The following is a 22,462-nucleotide window of genomic DNA, read 5'->3' as shown; positions in this document are numbered from 1 at the left end:
CGAATGTTACGTTCGAATATTGTTATAAATTGTCATCTTTGCTTCGACAGTTTTTGCATTTCGTCATAAATTTGAATGGCTTGCTCATGATCGCCTTCCATGAGCCCGGCGATTAATTTAAGTGGAAGGTCGATGTCATCGATCTTTCTTTCACTCGAAAGTTGTGAATGATATTGATTCAATATGAACCATATTTTAAGCAGCAGCCGATTTTTTGATAAATAAAAAATGGCTTTAAACAGTTCGTCTTCGCTTTGGATTTGTTTGGAATGAATCGAGTCGGTAATTGTGGCCAGACCACTTTTTTGCTCCATGTGTTCCTTAGCCACCAGTCTAAGACAGTCTTTCTCCAGAAGCTCTTTTGTATGCTCGACATCATTTTTCACATCTGCATCCTGAAGAATGAACGTACTCAATAATTCTACCAGCTGATGATCGCGAAAATCACGTAAAAAAGTTCCTTCTCCTCTTCTTGTCTCGATCAAACCAAGCAATTCGAGTGCTCTTAAAGCTTCGCGAACCGAAGAGCGGCCTACATTCAGCCGCTCCGATAGTTCACGTTCAGAAGGGATTTTGTCCCCTTTTTTCAATCCATCACAGTCGATCATATCTCTTAATCGGTGAACAATTTCAAGATAGACTTTTTTATTTGGAGGAGTTGACTTCACTAGGCAATCACTCGCCTTTTCCAATGACTGCCAATGTCTCCGTACGCTTTTTGACTTCTTCTGGATCGACCTTCATTCTGGCGACGCCTGTCTCCATTGCCGCTTTGGCAACCGCTGATGCCACCGCGGGAGCCACTCTTGGATCGAAAGGACCAGGGATGACATAATCAGCGTTCAATTCATTTTCGCTGATTAAGCTTGCAATGGCTTCAACAGCTGCCTGCTTCATTTTTTCATTGATATGTGTCGCCCTTACATCCAATGCGCCCCTGAAGATGCCAGGGAATGCCAAAACGTTGTTGACCTGGTTAGGGAAGTCCGAGCGGCCAGTCCCGATGACCTTTGCCCCTGCTTTTTTTGCATCCTCCGGCATGATTTCAGGAACAGGATTTGCCATTGCAAAAATGATGGAATCATCTTTCATCGATTGAACCATTTCTGATGTCAATGCACCTGCTACCGATACACCAATGAACACATCCGCATCCTTGATGACATCAGCTAAGCTGCCTTGGAGTTTATCCCTGTTTGTGTATTTAGCAACCTCTGCTTTAATATCATTCATTCCATTTGGACGCCCCTCATAAATGGCCCCCTTCGTATCACACATGATGATGTCGCGGACACCATAATTATAAAGCAGCTTGATGATGGCAATCCCTGCAGCACCTGCTCCATTCGCCACTACCTTAATCTCAGACATCTTCTTGCCAACGAGCTTCAATGCATTGACAAGACCGGCAACCGTCACGATGGCGGTACCGTGCTGGTCATCGTGGAAAATTGGGATATTCGTCTCTTTCTTCAAGCGCTCTTCAATTTCAAAACAATTCGGAGCTGCAATATCCTCGAGGTTCACTCCTCCGAAAGTAGGTTCCAGCAGCTTGACCGTTTCTACAATTTTATCAATATCTGTCGTGCTTAAACAAATAGGAAATGCATCGACGCCTGCGAAGCTTTTGAATAGAACTGCTTTCCCTTCCATTACAGGCAACGCCGCTTCAGGACCGATGTTCCCCAGTCCCAAGACCGCCGTTCCATCTGACACTACCGCTACCATATTGCCTTTCATTGTATATTCGTAAACCGTTTCCGGCTTATCATATATGACTTTGCAAGGTTCAGCAACACCAGGAGAATAAGCTAAGCTTAAATCTTTAGCATTTTTCACTTCGACCTTTGATTTTGATTCCAATTTCCCTCTGTTCACACGGTGCATATGCAATGCTTCTTCTCGTAATGACACCTTACTTCACTCCTTCATTCCTGGATCCTTAGCTATTTTATTTTGGATGTTTTCGTAAAGTTCGCTGCTAAATAGAGTATTGATAACAGAAAACACCATTTTATTAATTGAAATTAATTGAAAGTGGTCTGACCACACAGTCTCTTAAACAATATAACATATCCGTATTGGAAGTAAAGAAATTATTGTTTCAGTATGACATTGTCTTTGCCCAGTAATGTTTCCAATTCCTCCAGGCATCCTTTGGAAGCATTGACCCAATCCTTTTTACCTAGTTGAATGATTTTATCATCGCTTTCGTAATACATGATCACACGGGTCGATCCATGATATTTCCTCAAGGTCGATTGGACTTTGTGAAGTTCCCTGGAATTTTGAAAGGAGGGAGTAACTTTTAGATAGAGCTTTTTCATCGAATCAGCCAGCTCTTCTTTTACTTGATCAATCGTTTTGACCTGCTGAACGATCATTTGTTTTTTTTCATTTCGATCTTCAATCTTTCCTTGAATGATGACAATATTTCCTTGCTGACAGACAGCACTGTTCTTGCTATAGACTGTAGGGAAGAGGACGCACTCAAGATCGCCCCATTGGTCGCTGACCGTCATGAAGGCCATCACTTGTCCCTTCTTGGTTCGAATGGTCTTCATAGATGTAATGTATCCACCTGCCGAAACGTTCTTTTCCCCGATTGAAAGGTCATTAATATACACAGTTCCATAATGGTCCAATACTTCTTTATAAGGACTTACCGGGTGATCGGATAAATAAAGGCCGATCGCCTGTCTTTCAAAGTTCAGTTTTTCCAATAATGGCATCGCTTCGACATCCGTATATTTCGGAACCAGCTGAAAGGAATTTTCATCTTCAAAGAGATTGTAATCCTGGTCATCAGGGTTTAAAAGTTCACCGTGCTCCAAAGCAGCGTCAAGGCTTGCAAGGAGGACTGCCCGGTCTTTTCCGAATTCATCAAATCCGCCTGAAAAGATAAGGGCTTCAATTGTTTTGCGATTTACGGCTTTTATTGGGACCCTAACGCAAAAATCAAATAAATCCTGATATTTCTTACCTTGCCGGTTTTCGGTTATGGCCCTGAGTGCTGCGACACCGACTCCCTTGATGGCTGCAAGACTGAAACGTATGCTTCCGTTTTCAACCGAGAAAGCAAAGTGGCTTTTGTTTATGGATGGAGGAAGCACGTAAATCCCCATCAATTTTGTTTCTTTGATATATTGTGCCACCTTGTCCTCGTTTCCTACTACGCTAGTTAATAATGAAGCCATGAAATATATTGGATAATGCGTTTTTAAGTAGGCTAATTGATAGGCGATCACACTATAAGCAACTGCATGTCCTCTTGGGAAACCATAGTTGGAGAACCTCACGATTAAATCATAGATTTGATCGGCATTTTTTTGATCATATCCTTTGGTGAGAGCCCCTTTTACAAAATGATTTCTCTGCTCATCGAGAACCTCTTTCTTCTTTTTGCTTACGGCTCTTCTTAATAAGTCTGCTTCCCCTAAAGAAAACCCTGCCATCTTGTAAGCAATCTGCATGATCTGTTCTTGATAAACGATGACTCCATACGTCATTTCCAATATTTCCTTTAAATCCTCATGCGGGTAATCAACAGTCTTAAGACCATGTTTACGATCGATGTATAGCGGGATATTCTCCATCGGTCCTGGACGATACAGTGCGTTTACCGCCACTATGTCTTCGAATCTGGATGGTTTTAACTTCATTAACACCTTTCTCATCCCATCCGACTCCAGTTGAAACACTCCCGTTGTATCGCCTTTGCTCAATAAATCATATGTTTCTTTGTCATCGAAAGGGATTTCCCTAAGATTCACTTTACGGCCCGTCCCGCGTTGGATTGATTGGATGATCCGTTCTAATATCGATAAATTTCGCAATCCGAGAAAATCCATTTTGAGCAATCCGATTTCCTCTAAGATATCCATTGAATATTGAGTGAGGGATAAATTCCCCTGTCCGCTCTGCAATGGAACATCTTGCACAAGTGGAGAATCGGAAATCACTACCCCTGCAGCATGTGTAGAGGCATGCCTGGGCAAACCTTCCAATTTCACCGCTGTAGAAAACATCTTTTTATACAATTCTGTTTGGGCGATGAACTCCCTAAATGAAGGGTTCTGTTCGTATACTTCCGTTAAACGGAGCCCTGGCTTGGAAGGAAGCAGCCTGGAGATTTGCTCAAGCTCTTTTGAATTGCAGCCGAATACTTTTGCAACATCCCTCATTGAAGCCTTGGCAGCTAATGTACCAAAGGTGATGATTTGTGCAACATGTTGTGTTCCATACTTTGCTGCTACATATTGAAGCACTTCATCCCGTCTATGATCAGGGAAATCAATATCGATATCGGGCATGGTGATTCGCTCCGGATTAAGGAAACGTTCAAATATCAGTCCATGATCAATCGGGTCAACATCTGTTATCTGCAAGGAATAAGCAACAAGCGAACCTGCCGACGATCCCCTGCCAGGTCCCGTCAAAATTCCTTTTTCCCGAGCATATTTCATAAAATCCCAAACAATCAAGAAATAATCACTGAACTCCATATTGCGGATGACCCCTAGTTCGTAGTGAAGTCTGTCCTGATAGATTTTTTTATGGAGAAGCCCTCTTGACTCAAGACCCCGTTCACATTGTTCCTTGAGCATTGCATGCGGGTCAAGATGGCCTTCAAGCGGGAATTTGGGAAGCAGCCTTTTATGGAAGGAGAGATTGACTTTGCATGAATCAGCCACTTTAATTGTATTTTCCAATGCTTCGACGTCATCCGAAAATAGTTCGGCCATTTGCGATTTCGTTTTGAAATAATATTCATTTGAGTCTAAACGGGGGCGGTCCTCATCCGCCAGCACTTTCCCTTCACGGATGGCCATCAGACATTCATGCGCGAAGCTATCGGCCTGTGATAGATATTTGACATCGTTCGTAATGATTGTGGGGACGTTTAGTTCTGACGCCAAGCACCTGATTTGTGGAATGGAATGCTCCACGTCTCGTTTGTTATGCTGCTGCAGGGATAGGTAGAAGGACTCTCTTTCAAAAATATTTTTGAAAAGCTGAATCGCTTCCTTTGCCTTGTCAACCTCATCCTCTGCTATGTAATATTCAATCTCGCCTTCATTACCTGGAGTCAGGGCAAATAAACCTGCACTGTAAGCCTTGAGCCACTTAAGAGGTATCCCGTCTTCCGATTTGGTTTGGATGACACTGGAAATCTTAAGCAGATTCTGATAGCCTTCGTTGTTTTTTGCGAGCAGTACCAACGGATATGATTGGCCAGGCTGAATTTCGCTCAATACATCTGCCTCAAGGCCTATAATCGGTTTAATTCCATGATTCATACAAGCTTTATAAAAAGGAACGGAACCATACATCACATTTCGATCCGTAATGGCTAACGCCTCATAATGCATTTTTTTGGCTTGCTGAACCAATTCCTCTATGGAAATGGTACTTGATAAAAGACTATATGAAGTTGAAACTTGTAAGTGAATGAACGACATGTCGATTCACAACCTTTTTTCAAATCTGTATTTATTATATTTATAGTATATCAAAAAAAGAAAATATGTTCCCATCAAGGAGCTAATCATAACATAGAATGTTGTCCCATATATATAGGGTAAAGATATTTTAATTAAGGATGATTGCGGGATGAACGGTGCTTTTTTTCCATCTTTCTTTGAGAGTTTTTTCATTGCATTCGGTGTATTGATCGGAGGGACTTTAATCGGCGGGCTGTCTGCTTTCATTACGGGAGAGCCTCCGTTGACCAAAGTGGCTGAAATCTCGACAAATATTCGGATTTGGGCCATCATTGCGGCCATTGGGGGGACATTTGATACTGTTTATAGTTTTGAAAGGGGATTTCTTGATGGAGATACACGTGATCTCTTCAAGCAATTCCTGCTTATTTTATCTGCCATGGGCGGTGCTCAATGCGCTGCGGAAATTATCAGGTGGTTTACACAGGAGCATATTGGATGAGGATACCCCCATTGTATCGAAGACCGGAATGGCAGCGATTATTGGCTGGAATAGCAGTGGGCGGCTGTATCAGCTGGGTCATCTTTCTCTTTATGTTCGGCGCCCTTCAGGAAAAACAGGCAAAAATACTGGAAGATCAGCGCGATAAAATCATTCAATTAGAAAAAGACAAATCAATATGGCAGGAAGATTTCGCTGAGTTGAATAAAAAAAATCAGGAGCTGCTGACCATTCAAAATATTTCCATTAAAATCACCAATGCTTCCAAATACAATATTGATGATTTATCCTTGGATGAAGCTGAGGATGCACTAAGAGAGGATTTAAGGCCGCTTTTGGCAAAAGACTTGAACTCAGTCTATAAAAATAAAGAACTAGTAAAAAGGACGATCGAAAATAAAACCATCACTCTAAATGACAAGAGATATTCATTTGTCATAAAAGAAATCTTCTTTTATACAACCATCCAAGTCACATTGGAAATGAAGCTGGCCAAATGAACCTTGGCCAGCTCTTTTCGTCAACACTTCAGAATGCTCTGTTTCTGTGGGAAGGCGATTTGATTTATGCTTCCATACAGACAGCTTCCAGATCTTTCGTTACATCTTCGACTTCTTCCCAAGAATGTACGGATGCACCTGCAGCCAGAGGATGACCGCCGCCATTATATTTTTTGGCAATTTCGTTGATTACAGGTCCTTTGGAACGAAGGCGGACACGGATTTGGTCCTCTTCTTCAATAAAAAAGCACCACGCCTTGATACCTTTTACATTCCCGAGACTGCTGACAAGCTGGGAAGCAGCTGATGGAGTAACATTGAATCGTTGCAGCAGGTCCTTTTTTAATATGAGGACACCAGCTCCACTAGGCATCAGTTCAAAATTTTGCATGATAAAACCCTGAAGCTTCATTACCTTAGAGTCAGTCTCATACATTTGATTGAATAATTCCGTTCTGTCAAAATCATAGCGGATCAATTCACCTGCATAGTCAAATGTCCTCTGAGTTGTACTCGGGTACAGGAATCTGCCTGTGTCTCCGACGATGCCTGCGAATAGAAGACGGGCTGCTGCATCTGTCATGACCAGGCCATAGTCTTTTTGTGACAAATAAAAATCGTAGATCATTTCACTCACAGAACTTGCAGATGTATCGACCCATAATAGATCTCCGTATGGATCTTCATTGGGATGGTGGTCTATTTTCACGAGTTTCTCACCCAGCCGATAGCGCTCATCGCAGATTCGCTCTTGGTTTGCAGTATCGCAGACGATGACAAGAGCTTGTTGATACATATCATCCTCAATGACATCCAGGCGATTCAAAAAGTTCAGAGAAGGCTCTTCCGTGCCAACTGCAAAGATCTTTTTGCCGGGAAAAGAAGCTCTCAACATTTCCACCAGACCTCCTTGCGATCCGTACGCATCTGGATCTGGCCTGACGTGGCGATGAACAATGATGGTTTCGTATGCTTTTATCGTTTCTAAGATTTTTTCCTTCATGATTTTAATAGTCTCCTTTTGTTCAACTTTCCTGCAAATTTCGAATAAAAGTGGCTTTTTTCCAGGAATATCGTTACAATATAAATTGAAAATTGTCGATATTTGGAGGAACTTTCATGCCATTTCTTGTTGTATTTATTGTACTATCGCTATCATTTTATATATACTACAAAGTCAAATATGTCCGAAGCAATCTTCCTATGGAAAAGAAATACATATCCGGAAAATCCAGTATGGCTTTAGGATTGTTTATCGGACTATTCGGCATCAATCAATTATATCTTTACCCTACCACTACTACTTATATCGTTGCCGCTCTCTTTATCATTATGGGTACGCTTAGCATTTGGGCAGGCTACAAAGCTTATCGATTTTACCTGCCGCACGCGATCAAAGAGGCTGAATATGTTGATGAGCAAAGCTGACGATGGTCAGCTTTTTTTTTTATGCCCCCAGCGCCTAGAGGCTCGAGGACTTCCCTCGGCTCGCCTACGATAAGTCAACATCGAATCGCTGATGCTCTTCGTGTTTCCTTTATCTCCGATGTACAGGATGTACAAGCAAAGGCGTTGCCACACGACGTGGCGATCTTAGCCTTTGTTCCTTTAATCAGTCTAAGGAAAATTCGAACTCTAATTTTCCCAGTCCTTAGCGCCTCTAATCAAGGCGCTTCCGCTTTTCTATCTATCAATAAGTTGGCACATCATTAGGGCTTTTCCAACGAGTACGCCATCGTTAAAGACTTCTACATCTACTTTTCCAAATTTGCGCCCTACCTCCAAGACTCTTGGGACGATTTCAATCATGCTTTCCATTTGGACCGGTTTGATAAAATAAATGGTCATATTTTCAACGACCAAGTCGCCCTTTTTGAAGCTCCTCAATGCACGATTGGCAGCTTCGGTGACGATGGTGGTGAATACGCCGTAAGAAATGGTTCCGAGTTGATTGGTCATTTGCGGTGTGACTTCAAATCGGTAGCTGTTTTCCGAATCATCGGCATGGGATACTGATAGCTGGTCTGTCATGATGTCATCAATCGTTTCACCTACCTGCGGCTGCCTTTGAATCATTTGAAGCGCTTTTAATACATCCTGCCTGCTGATGATCCCTTGAAGCCGATTTTGTTCATTGACGACCGGGAGGACTTCGATGCCTTCCCAGATCATCATGTGCGCTGCAGATGCTACACTTGTCTTTACGCCGACCGTTATCGGGTTTTTCGTCATAATCTTATCCACTGTAATATGGGAATCGACGCCGATGATATCCTTGGAGGTGATCATCCCTTGAATTTTCATGCTTTGGTCAACGACAGGGAATCGACTGTGGCCCGTTCCTTTATTTTTTTCATGCCACAACTTGACCGTCTCATCCGTCTTGAGGAACACGGTCTCTTCCAACGGTGTCAATATATCTTCGACAAACACAATATCCTTTTTGATCAATTGGTCGTAGATGGCGCGATTGATCATGGTTGCCACCGTAAATGTATCATAGCTAGTTGAGATGATCGGCAGCTCGAGTTCATCTGCCAGTTTCTTTACTTCATCATCTGTATCAAATCCACCTGTGATGAGGACTGCAGCCCCTGCCCTGAGTGCCAACTCGTGGGCTTTTGTACGATTCCCCACGATAAGCAGGTTGCCGGCGCCGGTGTATCTCATCATCGCTTCAAGTTTCATGGCGCCTATAACAAACTTGGTCAGTGTTTTATGTAATCCGTCTCTACCGCCCAGAACTTGTCCATCAATGATATTGACCACTTCAGCAAATGTGAGCTTTTCGATATTTTCTTTCTTTTTTCTTTCGATCCGTATCGTCCCGACTCGCTCAATCGTACTGACGTAGCCTTTATTTTCGGCATCTTTGATCGCGCGGTAGGCAGTACCTTCACTCACGCTCATGGCTCTGGCGATTTGCCGGACAGAAATCTTCTCCCCGACAGGAAGCCCATCTATGTATTGCAAAATTTGTTCATGTTTAGTAGCCAAGCTCTTCACCCTTTTCTAATCGGTCCCTTTATATAATCACTATTATAAGGTGAAAAGCTTGCTGATTCAATTTTATTGGGCATATAGCGGGTTCTAATATGATCTTGCTTTTTTCTTTGGCATCTGAGGTTTTCCTTGTTTCTGCGGCTTTTCCCGTTTTGGGGTATATAGGAGTGCAGAAAGATTGCCTGCAATCACAAAGCAGGCAAATAAGAGCCAGGATCGCGTGAAAATCTCTTCTGCCCCTTCCGCATGAAAATTCAAATTAGGCACAGCGTAATAAACCAGCAGCCCGCTTAACAGCAAGCACAATAAAAACCTTTGCTTCATTGTTTTCCCCCCTTTATGCACAGCTTGTTATATTCTATGCTTGTACCCAAATAAAAAGACAGGTCCTTTTCAGACCTGTTTCGGTTTGTAGTTATAAAAGGACCTGTTAAAGCTCCAACGATTCTCCAGGGGTCATCACTAGACCATTTTTATCCTTCAAAGATTCAACGAATTTATGAGGATCCTGTTTGATCGGCGGGAATGTATCGTAGTGGATCGGCACTGTCTTCTTAGCCATTAAGAGCTCTGCTGCATAGGCGGCATCTTCCGGACCCATCGTGAAATTATCCCCGATCGGAAGGAACGCAACATCAATCGGGTGTCTCTCCCCAATGAGTTTCATATCTGAAAAGAGCGCTGTATCACCAGCATGGTAGATCGTCTTTCCTTCAGCCATAAATAGCACTCCTGCAGGCATACCCATATAAATGATTTCTTTATTTTCTGTCACAAGACCCGAACCATGGAAAGCAGGCGTCAATTTGACTTTTCCGAAATCGAATTCATAAGCTCCTCCGATATGCATCGGATGTGTATTCAAGCCTTGGAAGCCAAGGTAGACGGCAAGTTCGTTCGGGGCGATGACAAGCGCATTGCTTCGTTTCGCGATTTCCATCGTATCGCCGACATGGTCCCCATGGCCGTGGGTTAAAATGATGACATCGGGATTTTCATTTTCTGCTTTTAAATCTGTCAATTCGTTGCCATTGATGAATGGATCGAATAAAATCGTTTTCCCGTTTGTTTGAATCTTGATGACTGAATGTCCATGATAAGATACTTTCACTTAGCTCCACTCCTTTACATTTCATCCACATAAAATATTCTTCACGAGCTGCTTGATGTCCTCCCAAAGAAACTCACAGATACGATACCCTTTTTCTGACTAGTTTAAAAGTTTACTTTCAAAAAAATTGTTGGTACTCTCATTAGTAGAAAGAACCTACTAGCCGCGAGGAGGAATTAGTTTGAAACAGAGAATGCAATCATTCATGGATTGGATGAAACAATCAGATATTCAGGCATCCTTTATTACTTCCAAAGAAAATGTCTTTTATTTAAGCGGTTTCCGAAGCGAGCCGCATGAAAGATTATTAGGCATATTGGCCTTTCAGGATGAAGAGCCGATTTTAGTCTGCCCTGCCATGGAAAAAGAAGACGCAAGAAACGCAGGCTGGGAATATGAAATCATCGGTCACTCCGATACTGACCGGCCATGGGATATGATCGAAAAAAGCGTCAATGCCCGCATTAGAAAAGTACATAAATGGGCGATTGAAAAAGAACATTTAAATGTTGAAAGATATGAAGAACTGAAAGAAAGGTACACTGGAGCAGCATTCGTATCTGCCGAGGAAAAACTGCGCGTCTTGCGGATGATCAAAGATGAAAAAGAGCTCGAGATTTTAAGGAAGGCTGCCGAGTTTGCCGACTTTGCCATCCAAACAGGTGTCGAGGAGATTAAAGAAGGTAAATCCGAGCTTGAAATCATCGCCAAAGTCGAATATGAATTGAAGAAAAAAGGGATTTCCGAAATGTCCTTTTCAACGATGGTACTGACCGGGGCGAACGGTGCATCACCACACGGCAACCCGGGAAGCACAAAAATAAAAAAGGGTGATCTTGTCCTGTTCGACCTGGGAGTCGTTTACCAAGGGTACTGTTCAGATATAACTAGAACGGTTGCCTATGATCACTATAATGATAAACAGGAAGAAATCTATCAAACAGTACTGAAAGCACAATTAGCGGCTGTTGAAGCGGTAAAACCGGGGGTCAAAGCGAGCCAATTAGATAAAACCGCCAGAAAGATGATTGCCGACGCTGGATACGGAGATTACTTCCCGCATCGCCTTGGCCATGGATTGGGAGTCAGCGTCCACGAATACCCCGCTTTGACAGAAACAAATGATTTAACGATGGAAGAAGGCATGGTTTTCACTATTGAACCTGGCATCTACGTACCGAATGTAGCCGGCGTGAGAATTGAGGATGACCTTCTCATTACTGCTGACGGTGTAGAATCCTTCACAAAGTTCCCAAAAGACCTGCAAATCATTAAATAACGACTGCAAAACGGAGCTTCCTCATTGAGGGGAGCTCCGTTTTTGTATGGGGCTGTATTCTAAAAAGAATGTTGTTTTTATACAAGACTGTTTTCATAAAGATTGTTGCCATTGATAAACAGAATTGCAAGTATATGATTGAAGAGGAGGGTGGCTACTCCTGCGGGAAAAACGGCTCGGCTCCGCCCGCAGCGGAAATCAACACACGCTATTTATTTCATAAAAAAAGGATGGTATGCAATCTCTCTGAATTTGTTTACAGTCCAAGAAAAACCAAAAACCCCTTCAACTGAAAACTTGTCCAGTTAAAGGGGCTGTTTTTTATGCTTTTTCCAATAAGGATTTTGCATCTGAGTAGTCCAGGGCATGCGCCTCTGCTACTGCTTTATAAGTTACGTAGCCGTCCAATGTATTGATTCCTTTTAGCAAGGCCTCATTGTCCATGCATGCTTGACGGTATCCTTTGTTTGCAATTTGTACGGCATATGGGACCGTAACGTTTGTCAATGCGAACGTAGATGTACGCGGTACTGCACCAGGCATATTGGCTACGGCATAATGCACGACTCCGTGTTTTGTATATATTGGATCATCATGTGTCGTTATGCGGTCGGTCGTTTCGAAGATTCCGCCTTGGTCGATGGCAATATCCACCACAACAGAACCATCCATCATCGTTTGGATCATCTCATCCGTTACTAACTTAGGAGCTTTAGCACCAGGAATGAGGACGGCCCCGATGACAAGATCGGCTTCTCTCACAGACTCTGCGATATTAAGCGGGTTTGACATCAATGTTGTAACATCACTGCCAAATATATCGTCAAGCTGACGAAGTCGTTCAGGATTCAAATCAAGGATTGTAACCTGCGCTCCAAGGCCAATGGCCATTTTGGCAGCGTTCGTTCCAGCAACCCCTCCGCCGATGATTGTGACACGGCCACGATGGACACCAGGGACTCCAGATAGAAGGATTCCTTTTCCACCATGGATCTTCTCAAGGAACTGTGCACCGATTTGCGTTGCCATTCGTCCTGCTACTTCACTCATTGGCGTCAACAATGGAAGAGATCCATTTGGAAGCTGAACCGTCTCGTATGCAATGCCGACAACTTTATTATCTATTAATGCCTTCGTGAGCTCTGGTTCCGGAGCTAAATGAAGATATGTAAAAAGAATAAGCCCTTCACGGAAGTATTCATATTCTGAAGGAAGCGGTTCCTTAACCTTCATGACCATTTCCATACTCCACGCTTCAGATGCTGTACCAACTATTTTTGCTCCAGTTTGAAGATAATCTTCATCACTGAATCCCGAACCGAGGCCAGCTCCGGTTTCAATAAAAACTTCATGGCCATGGTTGACTAAATGGAAAACACCAGCTGGGGTCATAGCTACACGATTTTCATTATTTTTTATTTCTTTAGGTACCCCGATACGCATATTACATACCTCCCAAATCATATTTCAATAAATCTTACGGGACAAAACACTTAATTAATATAACATTTAACATGTTAAAATGCTAAACAATTTTTTATAGATTTCACGCCAATGAAAACACTTACATTTTATCAAAAAAAAGGAGACTTGCCTATTATGTGTAGTCTTTGCATATATTGAAATTTTATGTGCAAAAAAAGGGATAAGTCCGTTAAAATGGGAATGGATATTATTTTACTTCAGGGACGAGGGAAGAACCGAAAATGACCACTGCCAAAATGAACAGGATTGAACGACTCGGGCTTCAGCCTGTACCGACTGAATTAAAGAACACCCGCTGGTTTGAATACTTCATCATCCAGCTTTCCTTCTCCGTGAATGCGGGGAACTTTATCGTACCGGCTCTTGCAGTTCTTGATGGAAATCTGCCATGGGAATGGGCAATCGTATCCACACTACTTGGGGCAGCAGCAGCTTTTCTTTTTGTTTCCATCCTATCCATTCCAGGCTCAAGGTATGGACTGCCCGCCCAATATGCCATCCGATCCCTGCTTGGTACTAAACTGGCGAGATATTTCGCTTCTCCTGTCAGGTCCATTACTTCCTTATATTGGTTCAGCGTACAAACCATCGGAGGCACAATGGTCATCGTTGACTTATCTGAAGAATTCTTCCATATACACCTTCTGTCTTTGCCTATATCAATCATACTCGCAATATTGATGACCATTCTTGCACTCGTTGGTTTTGATGCTGTCAAAAAGTTCACGAAATGGTGTATGCCACTGCTTATTTTAGGCCAGATCGTCATGGGCTATCTTTTTATTCACGAATTGAATTCTCACTTTATCACAAACGCATCAAATGGAAACTTTACTTTTGGTTCGTTTTTCTTGTTTGCAAGTCTGGCATTTGTTCAATATGTATCAGGTGTAAGTGCTTCTTCAGACATCACTCGCTATGCCGAAAATGTGCGGCAAGGATTCTGGGGATTGTTTTCAGGCAATGTGGTCGGTTTTTTCATTACTGCACTCTTTGGGTCTCTTTCTGCACATCTGACGAATAACCTGAACCCTTTCGTATCTTCAAGTCATCTGGCGAATTCTGCGTGGATGACATTCATTCTGACCTTGTGCGCGATGATTTCAATGGTTTCCATCAATTTAAGCAATGCTTATACAGGTGGATTCAGCTTACTTAATGCCATTCCCAGGGTTGGTAGGATCAATAGTTCACTTCTTTTTGGGGCTGCAGCCATATTATTAAGCTGCTTTCCAGCGATTATTGAAAATGCGAAAGATTACATCAGCCTGTTAGGGGCTTTCATCATTCCCATTTCAGCTATTATCGTTGCAGAATTTATGTTTTTAAAACGATTAAAGCTTTCCGTACAGGACCTTGAGCGAATTGCAGATCACTCCTTTTCATATAATTCGACTGCATTATTGATCATAATTGTGAATTCAATCCTCTACTTTTTAATCCCTGGTTCACTCTCCCCGGGGTTCATTGTCTTTGCAGCTGCATTCATGATGTATCTTTTTGCAAGTGCCGTTACAAAGAAATCAGTAGTGCGGGCCAGTATAAATAAGAGCTGAACCGAGCAATTACGGTTCAGCTCTTGTTCCATTATTTATACTCGTTTTCTATGTCCTCATTGGGAGCCTCTGTTTCCCTATCGAAAGTTCCCGCTGAATAAACATTCATGATTTGATTGCTCACTTCATGAAGCCCGCTTTCATCATAGTGCATTTCTTCCTTTTGCTCTCGTTTTTTCATTTGTTGACCCCTCCGTTTTGAAATTTACATTACATGACTAGTATTCGAATATTTGTCAGAGATATTACTGAAGTTTTAATGTAAAATGTAAGCAAAGGAGGAATGAATATGGGACAGACCTATCAGAACATCCTCGTTGCTGTCGATGGATCTCAAGAAGCAGAGTGGGCATTTGAAAAGGCAATTTCCATTACAAAGCGAAATTCGGCTTCATTGACCCTTGTACATGTCATTGATACCCGTTCCTATGCCACGGTCGAAGCATATGATCGAAACATGACAGAAAGAGCTGACACTTATGCAGAAGAATTGTTATCGCGCTATAAGTCCGAAGCTGAAGCTGCTGGCATCGATCATGTAAAAACGATGATTGAACACGGTTCCCCTAAAGCTGTCATTCCCAATCAAGTTGCCAAATCAGTGAGGGCTGATTTAATTATTTGCGGAGCCACTGGCATGAGCACCCTGGAACGCTTCCTTATCGGCAGCGTCTCCCAGCACATTACCAAGTCCGCACCATGTGACGTGCTGGTCGTCAGAACAAATAAAGGTGAAGTTTTATAAATATACAAATAAAAGAGGATGGGACAAAACTAAATCACTTCACTCTAGAGGCGAACAATACCAGGAGTAAGCATCTGTCATTACACCGCTGTTGCTTTCCGTGCAAGACTTCGCTTTCCGCGGGGCGGGCGGTGAGCCGGAGTCTTCGTCTTGCACTCCAATCAACAGCAAAAATATGCCAAAAACAACAACACTCTTTAACATGAAAAACCCGAACGAATTCGAAGTCTATGGAAGATTTCGAATTATGGTTCGGGTTTTTTCTCGACTAAAACACTTTTGTCCCAGCCTCTTTATCAATCAAAGCAGCCCTTGCTTTTTCTATTTGGATTTCTACTTGTGCAAATCCTGTTCCTCCATAGGAATTTCTTCTTTTAACCGCCTGCTCCGGTGAAAGGACTTCATAGATGTCCTCTGCAATGAGAGGACATGCATTTTGGAAATCTTCAATGGATAGGTCAACTAAAAAAATATTGGTTTCAACGCAATGCAAGACAAGCTTGCCTACAATCTCATGCGCATCCCTGAAAGGAATCCCTTTTACAGCCAAATAATCTGCCAATTCAGTTGCATTTGAAAAATCCTTGGCTACAGCAGAGGCAAGGTTGGATTCATTGACCTTCATAGTCTCCACCATGCCCGCAAAGATATCCAAGGATCGTTGAATCGTCTGGGCGGTATCAAACATGCCTTCCTTATCCTCCTGCATATCCTTATTGTACGCAAGGGGAAGTCCTTTTAAAGTAGTGAGCATACCAATTAAATGACCGTAGACCCTGCCTGTTTTCCCCCTTATCAGCTCTGCCATATCAGGATTTTTCTTTTGGGGCATGATGCTGCTCCCTGTCGCATAGGCATCATCCAATTCAATGAATTGGAATTCTTGGCTTGCCCACAAAATGATTTCTTCTGCGAACCTTGAAAGATGCATGATCAATATGGATGAATTGCTGAGAAATTCAACTATGAAATCCCTATCGCTTACGGCATCCAGGCTATTTTCATATACTGAGCTGAAACCCAAGGTTTTGGCTGTCATGAAGCGATCAATCGGAAAAGTTGTCCCGGCAAGGGCTCCTGCCCCCAACGGGCTGCAGTCGATCCTTTTTAAATTATCATTCATCCGTTCTTTATCACGATCCATCATCCAAAAGTAGGCAAGCAAATGATGGGCAAATGATATCGGCTGCGCCCGCTGGAGGTGGGTATAGCCTGGAGCCACAGAATGAACATGCTGGGCTGCTTTGTTTACAAGAACACGCTGGAATTGATCAATGCTATTGATAATTTCCTGAACTTGTTTTTTTAGATAAAGATGCATATCTGTCGCGACTTGGTCATTACGGCTGCGCCCCGTATGGAGTTTGCCGCCGACAGGGCCGATTTCATCAATCAGCATTTTTTCGATGTTCAAATGAATATCTTCGTGGGATAATTCGAATTTCAACTCGTTGTTCTCTGCCTTGTGCTTAATCACCTGGAGTCCTTGTTGAATGAGATCTCCATCTTGTTCAGAAAGGATGCTGCATTGGACAAGCATTTCAACATGCGCCAAACTTCCTTCAATATCTTCAAGCACCAATTGGTGATCGAATGGAATCGATGCACCGAACTCATCGATCCACTCCTCAGAACTCCCTTTAAATCGGCCATTCCATAATTTTTTCATTACACGTTCACTTTCCCTTTTTGATGAACAGCACTATGGACGGCAGTCGGAAGCCCCCAAAGTTCTATGAACCCTACCGAAGATTGGTGATTGAATGCATCTTCAGTCGTGTATGTTGCAAGTTTTTCGTTGTAAAGGGAATATGGAGACTTTCTTCCCTCGACAATCGCATGGCCCTTGAATAATTTGACCCTTACTGTTCCTGCCACATTCTTTTGCGTCTCTGCCAGGAATCCTTGTAAAGCCTTGGTGAGAGGAGAGAACCAAAGACCGTTATAGATGACCTCGCACAATTTTTGTTCGATGACCGGTTTGAAGTGAGCCACTTCTTTAACAAGTGTTAAATCTTCCAATTCTTTATGTGCTTTAATCAAGGTAATCGCAGCAGGGCACTCATAAACTTCCCTTGATTTTATCCCGATCAAGCGGTTTTCGATATGATCGATCCTGCCCACTCCATGCTTGCCGGCAACCTTATTCAATTGCTCAATGATTTCCTCCAGTGAAAGGTACTGATCATTTAATTTGACAGGTGTTCCATTCTCAAATTCTATTTCAATATAATCCGGTTTATCCGGGGTGTTTTCCAATCCGTTTGTAAGATCATATGCTGCTTCCGGCGGGGCAGCCCACGGGTCTTCGAGGACACCGCATTCGTTGCTTCTCCCCCAAAGGTTTTGATCAATGGAAAAAGGATTATCGAGGTCAATCGGAATCGGGATATTATTCTTGGCAGCATAGTCGATTTCCTCTTCGCGTGACCAGCCCCATTCCCTTACAGGCGCTAGGACTTGCAAATCTGGATTGAGCGCTTTGATGGAAACTTCAAAACGAACTTGATCATTCCCTTTCCCCGTACACCCATGTGCAACTGCAACAGCTCCCTCCTGTTCAGCCACTTCCACTAATTTCTTTGCGATCAAAGGTCTAGACAGTGCAGACACCAATGGATATTTTCCTTCATAGAGTGCATGAGATTGTAGTGCAACCAGTGCATACTCTGCTGCGAACTCCTTCTTCGCATCGATGACCACACTTTTCTCCGCCCCCACTTGGATGGCTTTGGACTTCACGAAATCCAGATCTTTTCCTTCCCCTACATCCAGACAACAAGCAATGACCGAATATCCTTGATCTTTCAACCATTGGATGGCTACCGAGGTATCAAGCCCCCCTGAATAGGCCAAAACTACTTTCTGCGGCATTTAAAACAGCTCCTTTTTAGTATAATTATTCATAAATTTGATTAAATATAAATTTTTATAATTGTTATAGTAACACCCATCTTGATTTCAATCAATACTTATTCATCAATTTGTATAAATATTATTTGACCTCTGTGAGGAATGCCTTAAAATATAATTAAAGAAGGGAGGATGCTGCTCAATGATACATTTTCGCTTCGATCAGAGATTGGGAATTGAAGTGCCTATATTAATCAATGATTGGGATGACCATAGCATGGAGGAAAAAAAAGAAATCACGTTCATGTGGGAAAAAATTAGAGGTAGAATACCCGATCGAATTTCTAGACTGGATCAAGAAATGGAAGAGCTTCAGCTTTTATTATCCGAAGAAGAAGATTTTGCCCGTTCATGCAAAATAAATGAGGAAATTGCCGAAAGGGCCTCCATCGTGAATGATTTATGGATATGGTACAGGACCACACCATCGATACATTCATTAAATTAAAAAAGGACAGATCAAGAAGATGCATTGTCACCTCCTTGAACTGTCCTTACTTGTCTTTTCGCAATTCAAAAATGATATGGGATATTTCTGGTAAAATCAATTTCTTCATCGCCAGCTTTACGGCTCCCGTTGATCCTGGAATAATGAACACTGCCTTCTGGTTGTATGTCCCGGCTGCCGCACGGGAGAGGATCGCCGCGCTTCCAATATCCTCTTGATAACTCAAGAACCTGAATAACTCCCCGAAACCGACGATATCTTTTTCAAAGAAAGCAGATATCGCTTCAATGGTTACATCTCGTTTGGCTAACCCTGTACCTCCGTTAATGATGATGGCATCCATATTTTCATCCGCTGCCATTTCCTGAAAAGCTTCTACAATATGCGTTTCATCATCACGGACAATGGAATAGGCAATGAGGGAATGGTTATCTTCTAAAAGAATTTCCTTAATTATCCCCCCGCTTTTATCCGTTTCTGCCGTCCGAGTATCACTGACCGTGATGACGCCGATGCTGGCGGTTTCCGGGCCTCTTTTTCGATGCTCGATTAGGCTCATATCGACTGCTCCTCTTTGTCAAACAGGTACCGATATTGATAATATTTTTCTCCAAAAGTCGTAACCTTCCTGGTCAACTGATAGTTGACAGATGCTCCGATAGCCATGGATATCAATGGAATGCCTGAGATCAGCCTTTTTCTGAAAAGCTGAATGAATATCGCTTTCAATAATTGCTTCAACGGTTCTTCAAGCCAAGTATGATTGGTTAACTGTTCATTCCCAACATAAAAATAGTCGTAGGAATTCCTGGCATGGTCTTTCAGGTCCTCCCAGCCGCTGCTCTTCATCCTCGATGGCAATGTGGAAACATGGAATACTTTCAACGATGACATCATTTCAAAAGGGGTTTGAACTTCATATCCATACGCCATCGCCGTCAACTGAATGGCCCTTAAATTCATCAAAGCCATCACAAGAAAATCCGTTCCCAAAGCGATGGGGCCGCCTGTACCGGCAATGCCTCCTTGAACAAGTGAATAGACCCTATGCCTTGCCGCGTGCTGGTCAGCTATGTATCGAAGCTTATCAATGCTTAGCCTTCTCATATCCGTGATTGCTTCTATATCACTATCAAACACACGGGCAGTGGTTAAAATTCTTTCTCTTGCGTCATTTTGGATCTGGGATCCCTGCAAAAGAGAATGAAGATGAAAAAGCCATGTGTCCAATTTTTCAAAAAATTGCTCCTGGATCTCTTCAGGCAGCAGACCGAAAGATTGATCGATCCATTTTACATAAGTTTTTTCAAAGTCATTTGCTTCATATTGGAAAAGTGATTGTTCCCACTGCAGAATTTCATTCCAGTATTGTTTATCCTTTTTTGTCCAAGTCATGGTTCGCCCCCCTGTAAATTAATTATCTGAATAATAAAAGTATATCATATCAGGATGATCAGGCTATATATGGATCAGTCACAAAAATAATCCGTTTCTTTCTGAAGCAGACATATGATTTCCGCTGCAGGATGCTCGTTTTCCGAGGGGCGTGCCGTGAGCACCCTCGCTCCGCTGCAATCAACATCATATGTTGAGTTATTATAAAGAAAAACTATTAAAGACAACACTCTTAGAGAAAAGAAACTAATTATATTAGCCTGATGATAAAAGAAAAAGACTGTAAACAAATTTGTCTACAGTCTGATTGGCCCCATAAGGAGCCGACGTAATTAATTTGATAATCTCACAACATCACGGGCAATCATGACTTCTTCATTTGTTGGAATGACCATGACTTTAACCGGTGAGTGCGGGTAATTGATGAATGCTTCTTCACCGCGGGTTTTATTCAATGCAGGATCCCAATATACTCCCATGAATTCAAGTCCGCGAAGTACTTTTGCACGGATCGCCTCACTATTTTCACCGATTCCGGCAGTGAAGATGATCGCATCGATTCCATTCATGCGGGAAGCGTAAGATCCGATATATTTATGGATGCGATTTCCGAATACTTCCAAAGCAAGTTCAGCGCGCTCGTTTCCTTTTTCTGCTTCTTGCTCGATATCGCGAAGATCGCTTGAGAAGCCGGAAACTCCAAGCATACCGGATTTTTTATTAAGGGTATCCAGGACCTCATCTGCAGATTGATTTGTTTTTTCCATGATAAATGGAATTAATGCAGGGTCAATGTTACCAGAACGTGTACCCATCGTGACACCAGCCAATGGCGTAAAGCCCATGGAAGTGTCGATTGATTTTCCGCCTTCGATCGCCGCGATGCTGGCACCATTTCCAAGATGGCAGGAAATCAATCGTAAATGTTCTTCCGGTCTGCCAAGTAGATCTGCTGCCCTTTGTGATACATATTTATGGGAAGTTCCATGGAAACCATATTTACGGATACCGAAATTTTCATAATACTCATATGGCAAGCTATATAGGAATGAACTTTCAGGCATCGTTTGATGGAAAGCCGTATCAAAGACAGCTACTGCCGGTACATTTGGAAGAACCGACTGGAATGCTAAAATCCCGGTAATATTTGCAGGGTTATGAAGAGGAGCTAAGTCTGAAAGCTCACTGATTTGCTGAATTACCTTTTCATCAATCAAAACAGAATCATTGAACACTTCGCCGCCGTGAACGACACGGTGTCCGATCCCTTCGATTTCATCCAATGATTGAATGATTCCAAGCTCAGTCAGTTTACTCAAAAGCAATTTAACCGCGACATCATGATTCGGGATATCCGTAACCTCTGTAACCTTTTCTCCGTTTACAGTTATATTAAAAACGGCATCATCTAAACCGATTCTTTCTATTAAACCTTTTGTGATTACTTCTTCTGCAGGCATTTCAAATAATTGAAATTTCAAAGAAGAGCTGCCAGCATTGATTGCTATAACTTTAGCCATTGATCATTCGCTCCTTCAATTTTCAAATAGTCATCTATAATCATCAACGACCTGAAGACCCAATCATAGTTTGTTCATCCAGGCACATAATATATCTTTCAATTTCTCATTAAAACATTGTACTAGTCCTATTTCAAGAAAAAGCTTGAAATGACATCGTTTTCATGGTAAATTAAATATTTTCAAAAAAATTTGAAAGTGGTGTGTTCGCATTTTCCTCATTGAAGATAAGCAGAAAGCATCAAACTTCACGTAAAGGTTGTGTAAGGTTGATTTCCTCTGCAGGATGCTCGCTTTCCGAGGGGCGTGCCGTGAGCCTCCTCGCTCCGCTCATCTGGCCCGCTGATCCCCCAGGACATTGAATTCACTTCTGTGAGCTAACACCGCACGAAGAAAATGCGCATTCCTTACGCTCCAATCAACAACATATGTTGAGTCATTTTAAAGAAAGACTGTCAAAAACAACAATCTTTGAGAAAAGAGCCATTTTATTAAACTGTTTATTAAAGCGTATTGTTGATATTAGCACTCTCCAGCCTTTGATTGGAGTAAGTCGAATAC

Annotated in this window: 21 protein-coding genes; 7 read left to right on the top strand and 14 right to left on the bottom strand. The window is 42.4% G+C overall.

The window, feature by feature from the left end:
* Window positions 1-32: 32 nt before the first annotated feature.
* The 3 genes from D9X91_RS00775 to dnaE all read right to left on the bottom strand — a co-directional run bounded on the left by D9X91_RS00775 (window position 33) and on the right by dnaE (window position 5,462).
* Window positions 33-608 carry a FadR/GntR family transcriptional regulator gene (locus D9X91_RS00775; RefSeq protein ID WP_121678999.1) on the bottom strand — a complete coding sequence of 192 codons (576 nt, stop codon included), beginning with the start codon at window positions 606-608 and terminating at the stop codon, window positions 33-35.
* 67 nt (window positions 609-675) lie between these two features.
* Window positions 676-1,914 carry an NAD(P)-dependent malic enzyme gene (locus D9X91_RS00770; RefSeq protein ID WP_121678649.1) on the bottom strand — a complete coding sequence of 413 codons (1,239 nt, stop codon included), beginning with the start codon at window positions 1,912-1,914 and terminating at the stop codon, window positions 676-678.
* A 182-nt stretch (window positions 1,915-2,096) separates the two neighbouring features.
* Window positions 2,097-5,462, bottom strand: coding sequence for a DNA polymerase III subunit alpha (gene dnaE / locus D9X91_RS00765; protein ID WP_121678648.1), 3,366 nt, complete (start codon window positions 5,460-5,462; stop codon window positions 2,097-2,099).
* A gap of 151 nt (window positions 5,463-5,613) precedes the next feature.
* Between dnaE and D9X91_RS00760 the strand changes: the two genes are divergently transcribed.
* The gene (locus D9X91_RS00760; protein WP_121678647.1) at window positions 5,614-5,946 is read left to right on the top strand and encodes a YtrH family sporulation protein; all 333 of its coding nucleotides are present in this window, start codon (window positions 5,614-5,616) and stop codon (window positions 5,944-5,946) included.
* Entirely contained in the window at window positions 5,943-6,446 is a 504-nt protein-coding gene (gene ytrI, locus D9X91_RS00755; protein WP_121678646.1) for a sporulation membrane protein YtrI, read from the top strand. Before D9X91_RS00760 ends, ytrI begins: the two co-directional genes overlap by 4 nt.
* 64 nt (window positions 6,447-6,510) lie before the next feature.
* On the opposite strand, the gene D9X91_RS00750 is transcribed toward ytrI, so the two are convergent.
* Window positions 6,511-7,449: a DHH family phosphoesterase gene (locus D9X91_RS00750; RefSeq protein WP_121678645.1), complete on the bottom strand. Its 939-nt coding sequence runs from the start codon at window positions 7,447-7,449 to the stop codon at window positions 6,511-6,513.
* 116 nt (window positions 7,450-7,565) lie between these two features.
* Between D9X91_RS00750 and D9X91_RS00745 the strand changes: the two genes are divergently transcribed.
* A complete protein-coding gene (locus D9X91_RS00745) occupies window positions 7,566-7,874 on the top strand; it encodes a YtpI family protein (RefSeq protein ID WP_121678644.1) in 309 nt (102 codons plus the stop codon).
* 255 nt (window positions 7,875-8,129) lie between these two features.
* On the opposite strand, the gene D9X91_RS00740 is transcribed toward D9X91_RS00745, so the two are convergent.
* The 3 genes from D9X91_RS00740 to D9X91_RS00730 all read right to left on the bottom strand — a co-directional run bounded on the left by D9X91_RS00740 (window position 8,130) and on the right by D9X91_RS00730 (window position 10,560).
* Window positions 8,130-9,443, bottom strand: coding sequence for a CBS domain-containing protein (locus D9X91_RS00740; RefSeq protein WP_121678643.1), 1,314 nt, complete (start codon window positions 9,441-9,443; stop codon window positions 8,130-8,132).
* Window positions 9,444-9,536: 93 nt separating this feature from the next.
* Window positions 9,537-9,773 carry a hypothetical protein gene (locus tag D9X91_RS00735; protein ID WP_121678642.1) on the bottom strand — a complete coding sequence of 79 codons (237 nt, stop codon included), beginning with the start codon at window positions 9,771-9,773 and terminating at the stop codon, window positions 9,537-9,539.
* Window positions 9,774-9,879: 106 nt separating this feature from the next.
* A complete protein-coding gene (locus tag D9X91_RS00730; RefSeq protein ID WP_121678641.1) occupies window positions 9,880-10,560 on the bottom strand; it encodes a metal-dependent hydrolase in 681 nt (226 codons plus the stop codon).
* A 181-nt stretch (window positions 10,561-10,741) separates the two neighbouring features.
* Between D9X91_RS00730 and D9X91_RS00725 the strand changes: the two genes are divergently transcribed.
* A complete protein-coding gene (locus D9X91_RS00725; RefSeq protein WP_199738058.1) occupies window positions 10,742-11,839 on the top strand; it encodes a M24 family metallopeptidase in 1,098 nt (365 codons plus the stop codon).
* Window positions 11,840-12,160: 321 nt separating this feature from the next.
* Here the strand turns inward: D9X91_RS00725 and ald are convergent, their stop codons facing one another.
* Window positions 12,161-13,282, bottom strand: a complete 1,122-nt coding sequence (ald, locus tag D9X91_RS00715) for an alanine dehydrogenase (RefSeq protein ID WP_121678639.1) — start codon at window positions 13,280-13,282, stop codon at window positions 12,161-12,163.
* 263 nt (window positions 13,283-13,545) lie between these two features.
* Between ald and D9X91_RS00710 the strand changes: the two genes are divergently transcribed.
* Window positions 13,546-14,880, top strand: a complete 1,335-nt coding sequence (locus D9X91_RS00710; protein WP_121678638.1) for a purine-cytosine permease family protein — start codon at window positions 13,546-13,548, stop codon at window positions 14,878-14,880.
* 31 nt (window positions 14,881-14,911) lie between these two features.
* On the opposite strand, the gene D9X91_RS22410 is transcribed toward D9X91_RS00710, so the two are convergent.
* Window positions 14,912-15,061, bottom strand: coding sequence for a hypothetical protein (locus D9X91_RS22410; RefSeq protein WP_158598202.1), 150 nt, complete (start codon window positions 15,059-15,061; stop codon window positions 14,912-14,914).
* A gap of 108 nt (window positions 15,062-15,169) precedes the next feature.
* On the opposite strand from D9X91_RS22410, the gene D9X91_RS00705 reads away from it, so the two are divergent.
* The gene (locus D9X91_RS00705) at window positions 15,170-15,625 is read left to right on the top strand and encodes a universal stress protein (protein ID WP_121678637.1); all 456 of its coding nucleotides are present in this window, start codon (window positions 15,170-15,172) and stop codon (window positions 15,623-15,625) included.
* A 268-nt stretch (window positions 15,626-15,893) separates the two neighbouring features.
* On the opposite strand, the gene argH is transcribed toward D9X91_RS00705, so the two are convergent.
* Entirely contained in the window at window positions 15,894-17,294 is a 1,401-nt protein-coding gene (gene argH, locus D9X91_RS00700; RefSeq protein ID WP_121678636.1) for an argininosuccinate lyase, read from the bottom strand.
* Window positions 17,294-18,499, bottom strand: coding sequence for an argininosuccinate synthase (locus D9X91_RS00695; RefSeq protein ID WP_121678635.1), 1,206 nt, complete (start codon window positions 18,497-18,499; stop codon window positions 17,294-17,296). The genes argH and D9X91_RS00695 overlap by 1 nt, the downstream gene beginning before the upstream one ends.
* Window positions 18,500-18,680: 181 nt before the next feature.
* Between D9X91_RS00695 and D9X91_RS00690 the strand changes: the two genes are divergently transcribed.
* Window positions 18,681-18,986, top strand: a complete 306-nt coding sequence (locus D9X91_RS00690) for a hypothetical protein (protein ID WP_121678634.1) — start codon at window positions 18,681-18,683, stop codon at window positions 18,984-18,986.
* Between the two features lie 46 nt (window positions 18,987-19,032).
* Here D9X91_RS00690 and D9X91_RS00685 read toward each other — a convergent pair whose 3' ends face one another.
* The 3 genes from D9X91_RS00685 to D9X91_RS00675 all read right to left on the bottom strand — a co-directional run bounded on the left by D9X91_RS00685 (window position 19,033) and on the right by D9X91_RS00675 (window position 21,901).
* On the bottom strand, window positions 19,033-19,545 hold the full coding sequence (locus D9X91_RS00685) for a MogA/MoaB family molybdenum cofactor biosynthesis protein (protein ID WP_121678633.1): 513 nt from the start codon (window positions 19,543-19,545) through the stop codon (window positions 19,033-19,035).
* Window positions 19,542-20,381 carry an EcsC family protein gene (locus D9X91_RS00680; protein ID WP_121678632.1) on the bottom strand — a complete coding sequence of 280 codons (840 nt, stop codon included), beginning with the start codon at window positions 20,379-20,381 and terminating at the stop codon, window positions 19,542-19,544. The genes D9X91_RS00685 and D9X91_RS00680 overlap by 4 nt, the downstream gene beginning before the upstream one ends.
* Window positions 20,382-20,713: 332 nt before the next feature.
* Window positions 20,714-21,901 carry an acetate kinase gene (locus D9X91_RS00675; protein ID WP_121678631.1) on the bottom strand — a complete coding sequence of 396 codons (1,188 nt, stop codon included), beginning with the start codon at window positions 21,899-21,901 and terminating at the stop codon, window positions 20,714-20,716.
* Between the last annotated feature and the right edge of the window lie 561 nt (window positions 21,902-22,462).

Origin of the sequence: Falsibacillus albus, assembly GCF_003668575.1 — a bacterium.
Taxonomy (GTDB): Bacteria; Bacillota; Bacilli; order Bacillales; family DSM-25281; genus Falsibacillus; species Falsibacillus albus.
Note: the sequence above shows the minus strand (reverse complement) of the source record. Positions and strands in the feature narration are given on the sequence as shown.

Coding starts and splice junctions, on each gene's coding strand:
- D9X91_RS00775 (WP_121678999.1), bottom strand. CDS start 608: ATGATCGACTGTGATGGATTGAAAAAAGGGGACAAAATCCCTTCTGAA.
- dnaE (WP_121678648.1), bottom strand. CDS start 5,462: ATGTCGTTCATTCACTTACAAGTTTCAACTTCATATAGTCTTTTATCA.
- D9X91_RS00760 (WP_121678647.1), top strand. CDS start 5,614: ATGAACGGTGCTTTTTTTCCATCTTTCTTTGAGAGTTTTTTCATTGCA.
- ytrI (WP_121678646.1), top strand. CDS start 5,943: ATGAGGATACCCCCATTGTATCGAAGACCGGAATGGCAGCGATTATTG.
- D9X91_RS00750 (WP_121678645.1), bottom strand. CDS start 7,449: ATGAAGGAAAAAATCTTAGAAACGATAAAAGCATACGAAACCATCATT.
- D9X91_RS00745 (WP_121678644.1), top strand. CDS start 7,566: ATGCCATTTCTTGTTGTATTTATTGTACTATCGCTATCATTTTATATA.
- D9X91_RS00735 (WP_121678642.1), bottom strand. CDS start 9,773: ATGAAGCAAAGGTTTTTATTGTGCTTGCTGTTAAGCGGGCTGCTGGTT.
- ald (WP_121678639.1), bottom strand. CDS start 13,282: ATGCGTATCGGGGTACCTAAAGAAATAAAAAATAATGAAAATCGTGTA.
- D9X91_RS00710 (WP_121678638.1), top strand. CDS start 13,546: ATGACCACTGCCAAAATGAACAGGATTGAACGACTCGGGCTTCAGCCT.
- D9X91_RS22410 (WP_158598202.1), bottom strand. CDS start 15,061: ATGAAAAAACGAGAGCAAAAGGAAGAAATGCACTATGATGAAAGCGGG.
- D9X91_RS00705 (WP_121678637.1), top strand. CDS start 15,170: ATGGGACAGACCTATCAGAACATCCTCGTTGCTGTCGATGGATCTCAA.
- argH (WP_121678636.1), bottom strand. CDS start 17,294: ATGAAAAAATTATGGAATGGCCGATTTAAAGGGAGTTCTGAGGAGTGG.
- D9X91_RS00695 (WP_121678635.1), bottom strand. CDS start 18,499: ATGCCGCAGAAAGTAGTTTTGGCCTATTCAGGGGGGCTTGATACCTCG.
- D9X91_RS00690 (WP_121678634.1), top strand. CDS start 18,681: ATGATACATTTTCGCTTCGATCAGAGATTGGGAATTGAAGTGCCTATA.
- D9X91_RS00685 (WP_121678633.1), bottom strand. CDS start 19,545: ATGAGCCTAATCGAGCATCGAAAAAGAGGCCCGGAAACCGCCAGCATC.
- D9X91_RS00680 (WP_121678632.1), bottom strand. CDS start 20,381: ATGACTTGGACAAAAAAGGATAAACAATACTGGAATGAAATTCTGCAG.
- D9X91_RS00675 (WP_121678631.1), bottom strand. CDS start 21,901: ATGGCTAAAGTTATAGCAATCAATGCTGGCAGCTCTTCTTTGAAATTT.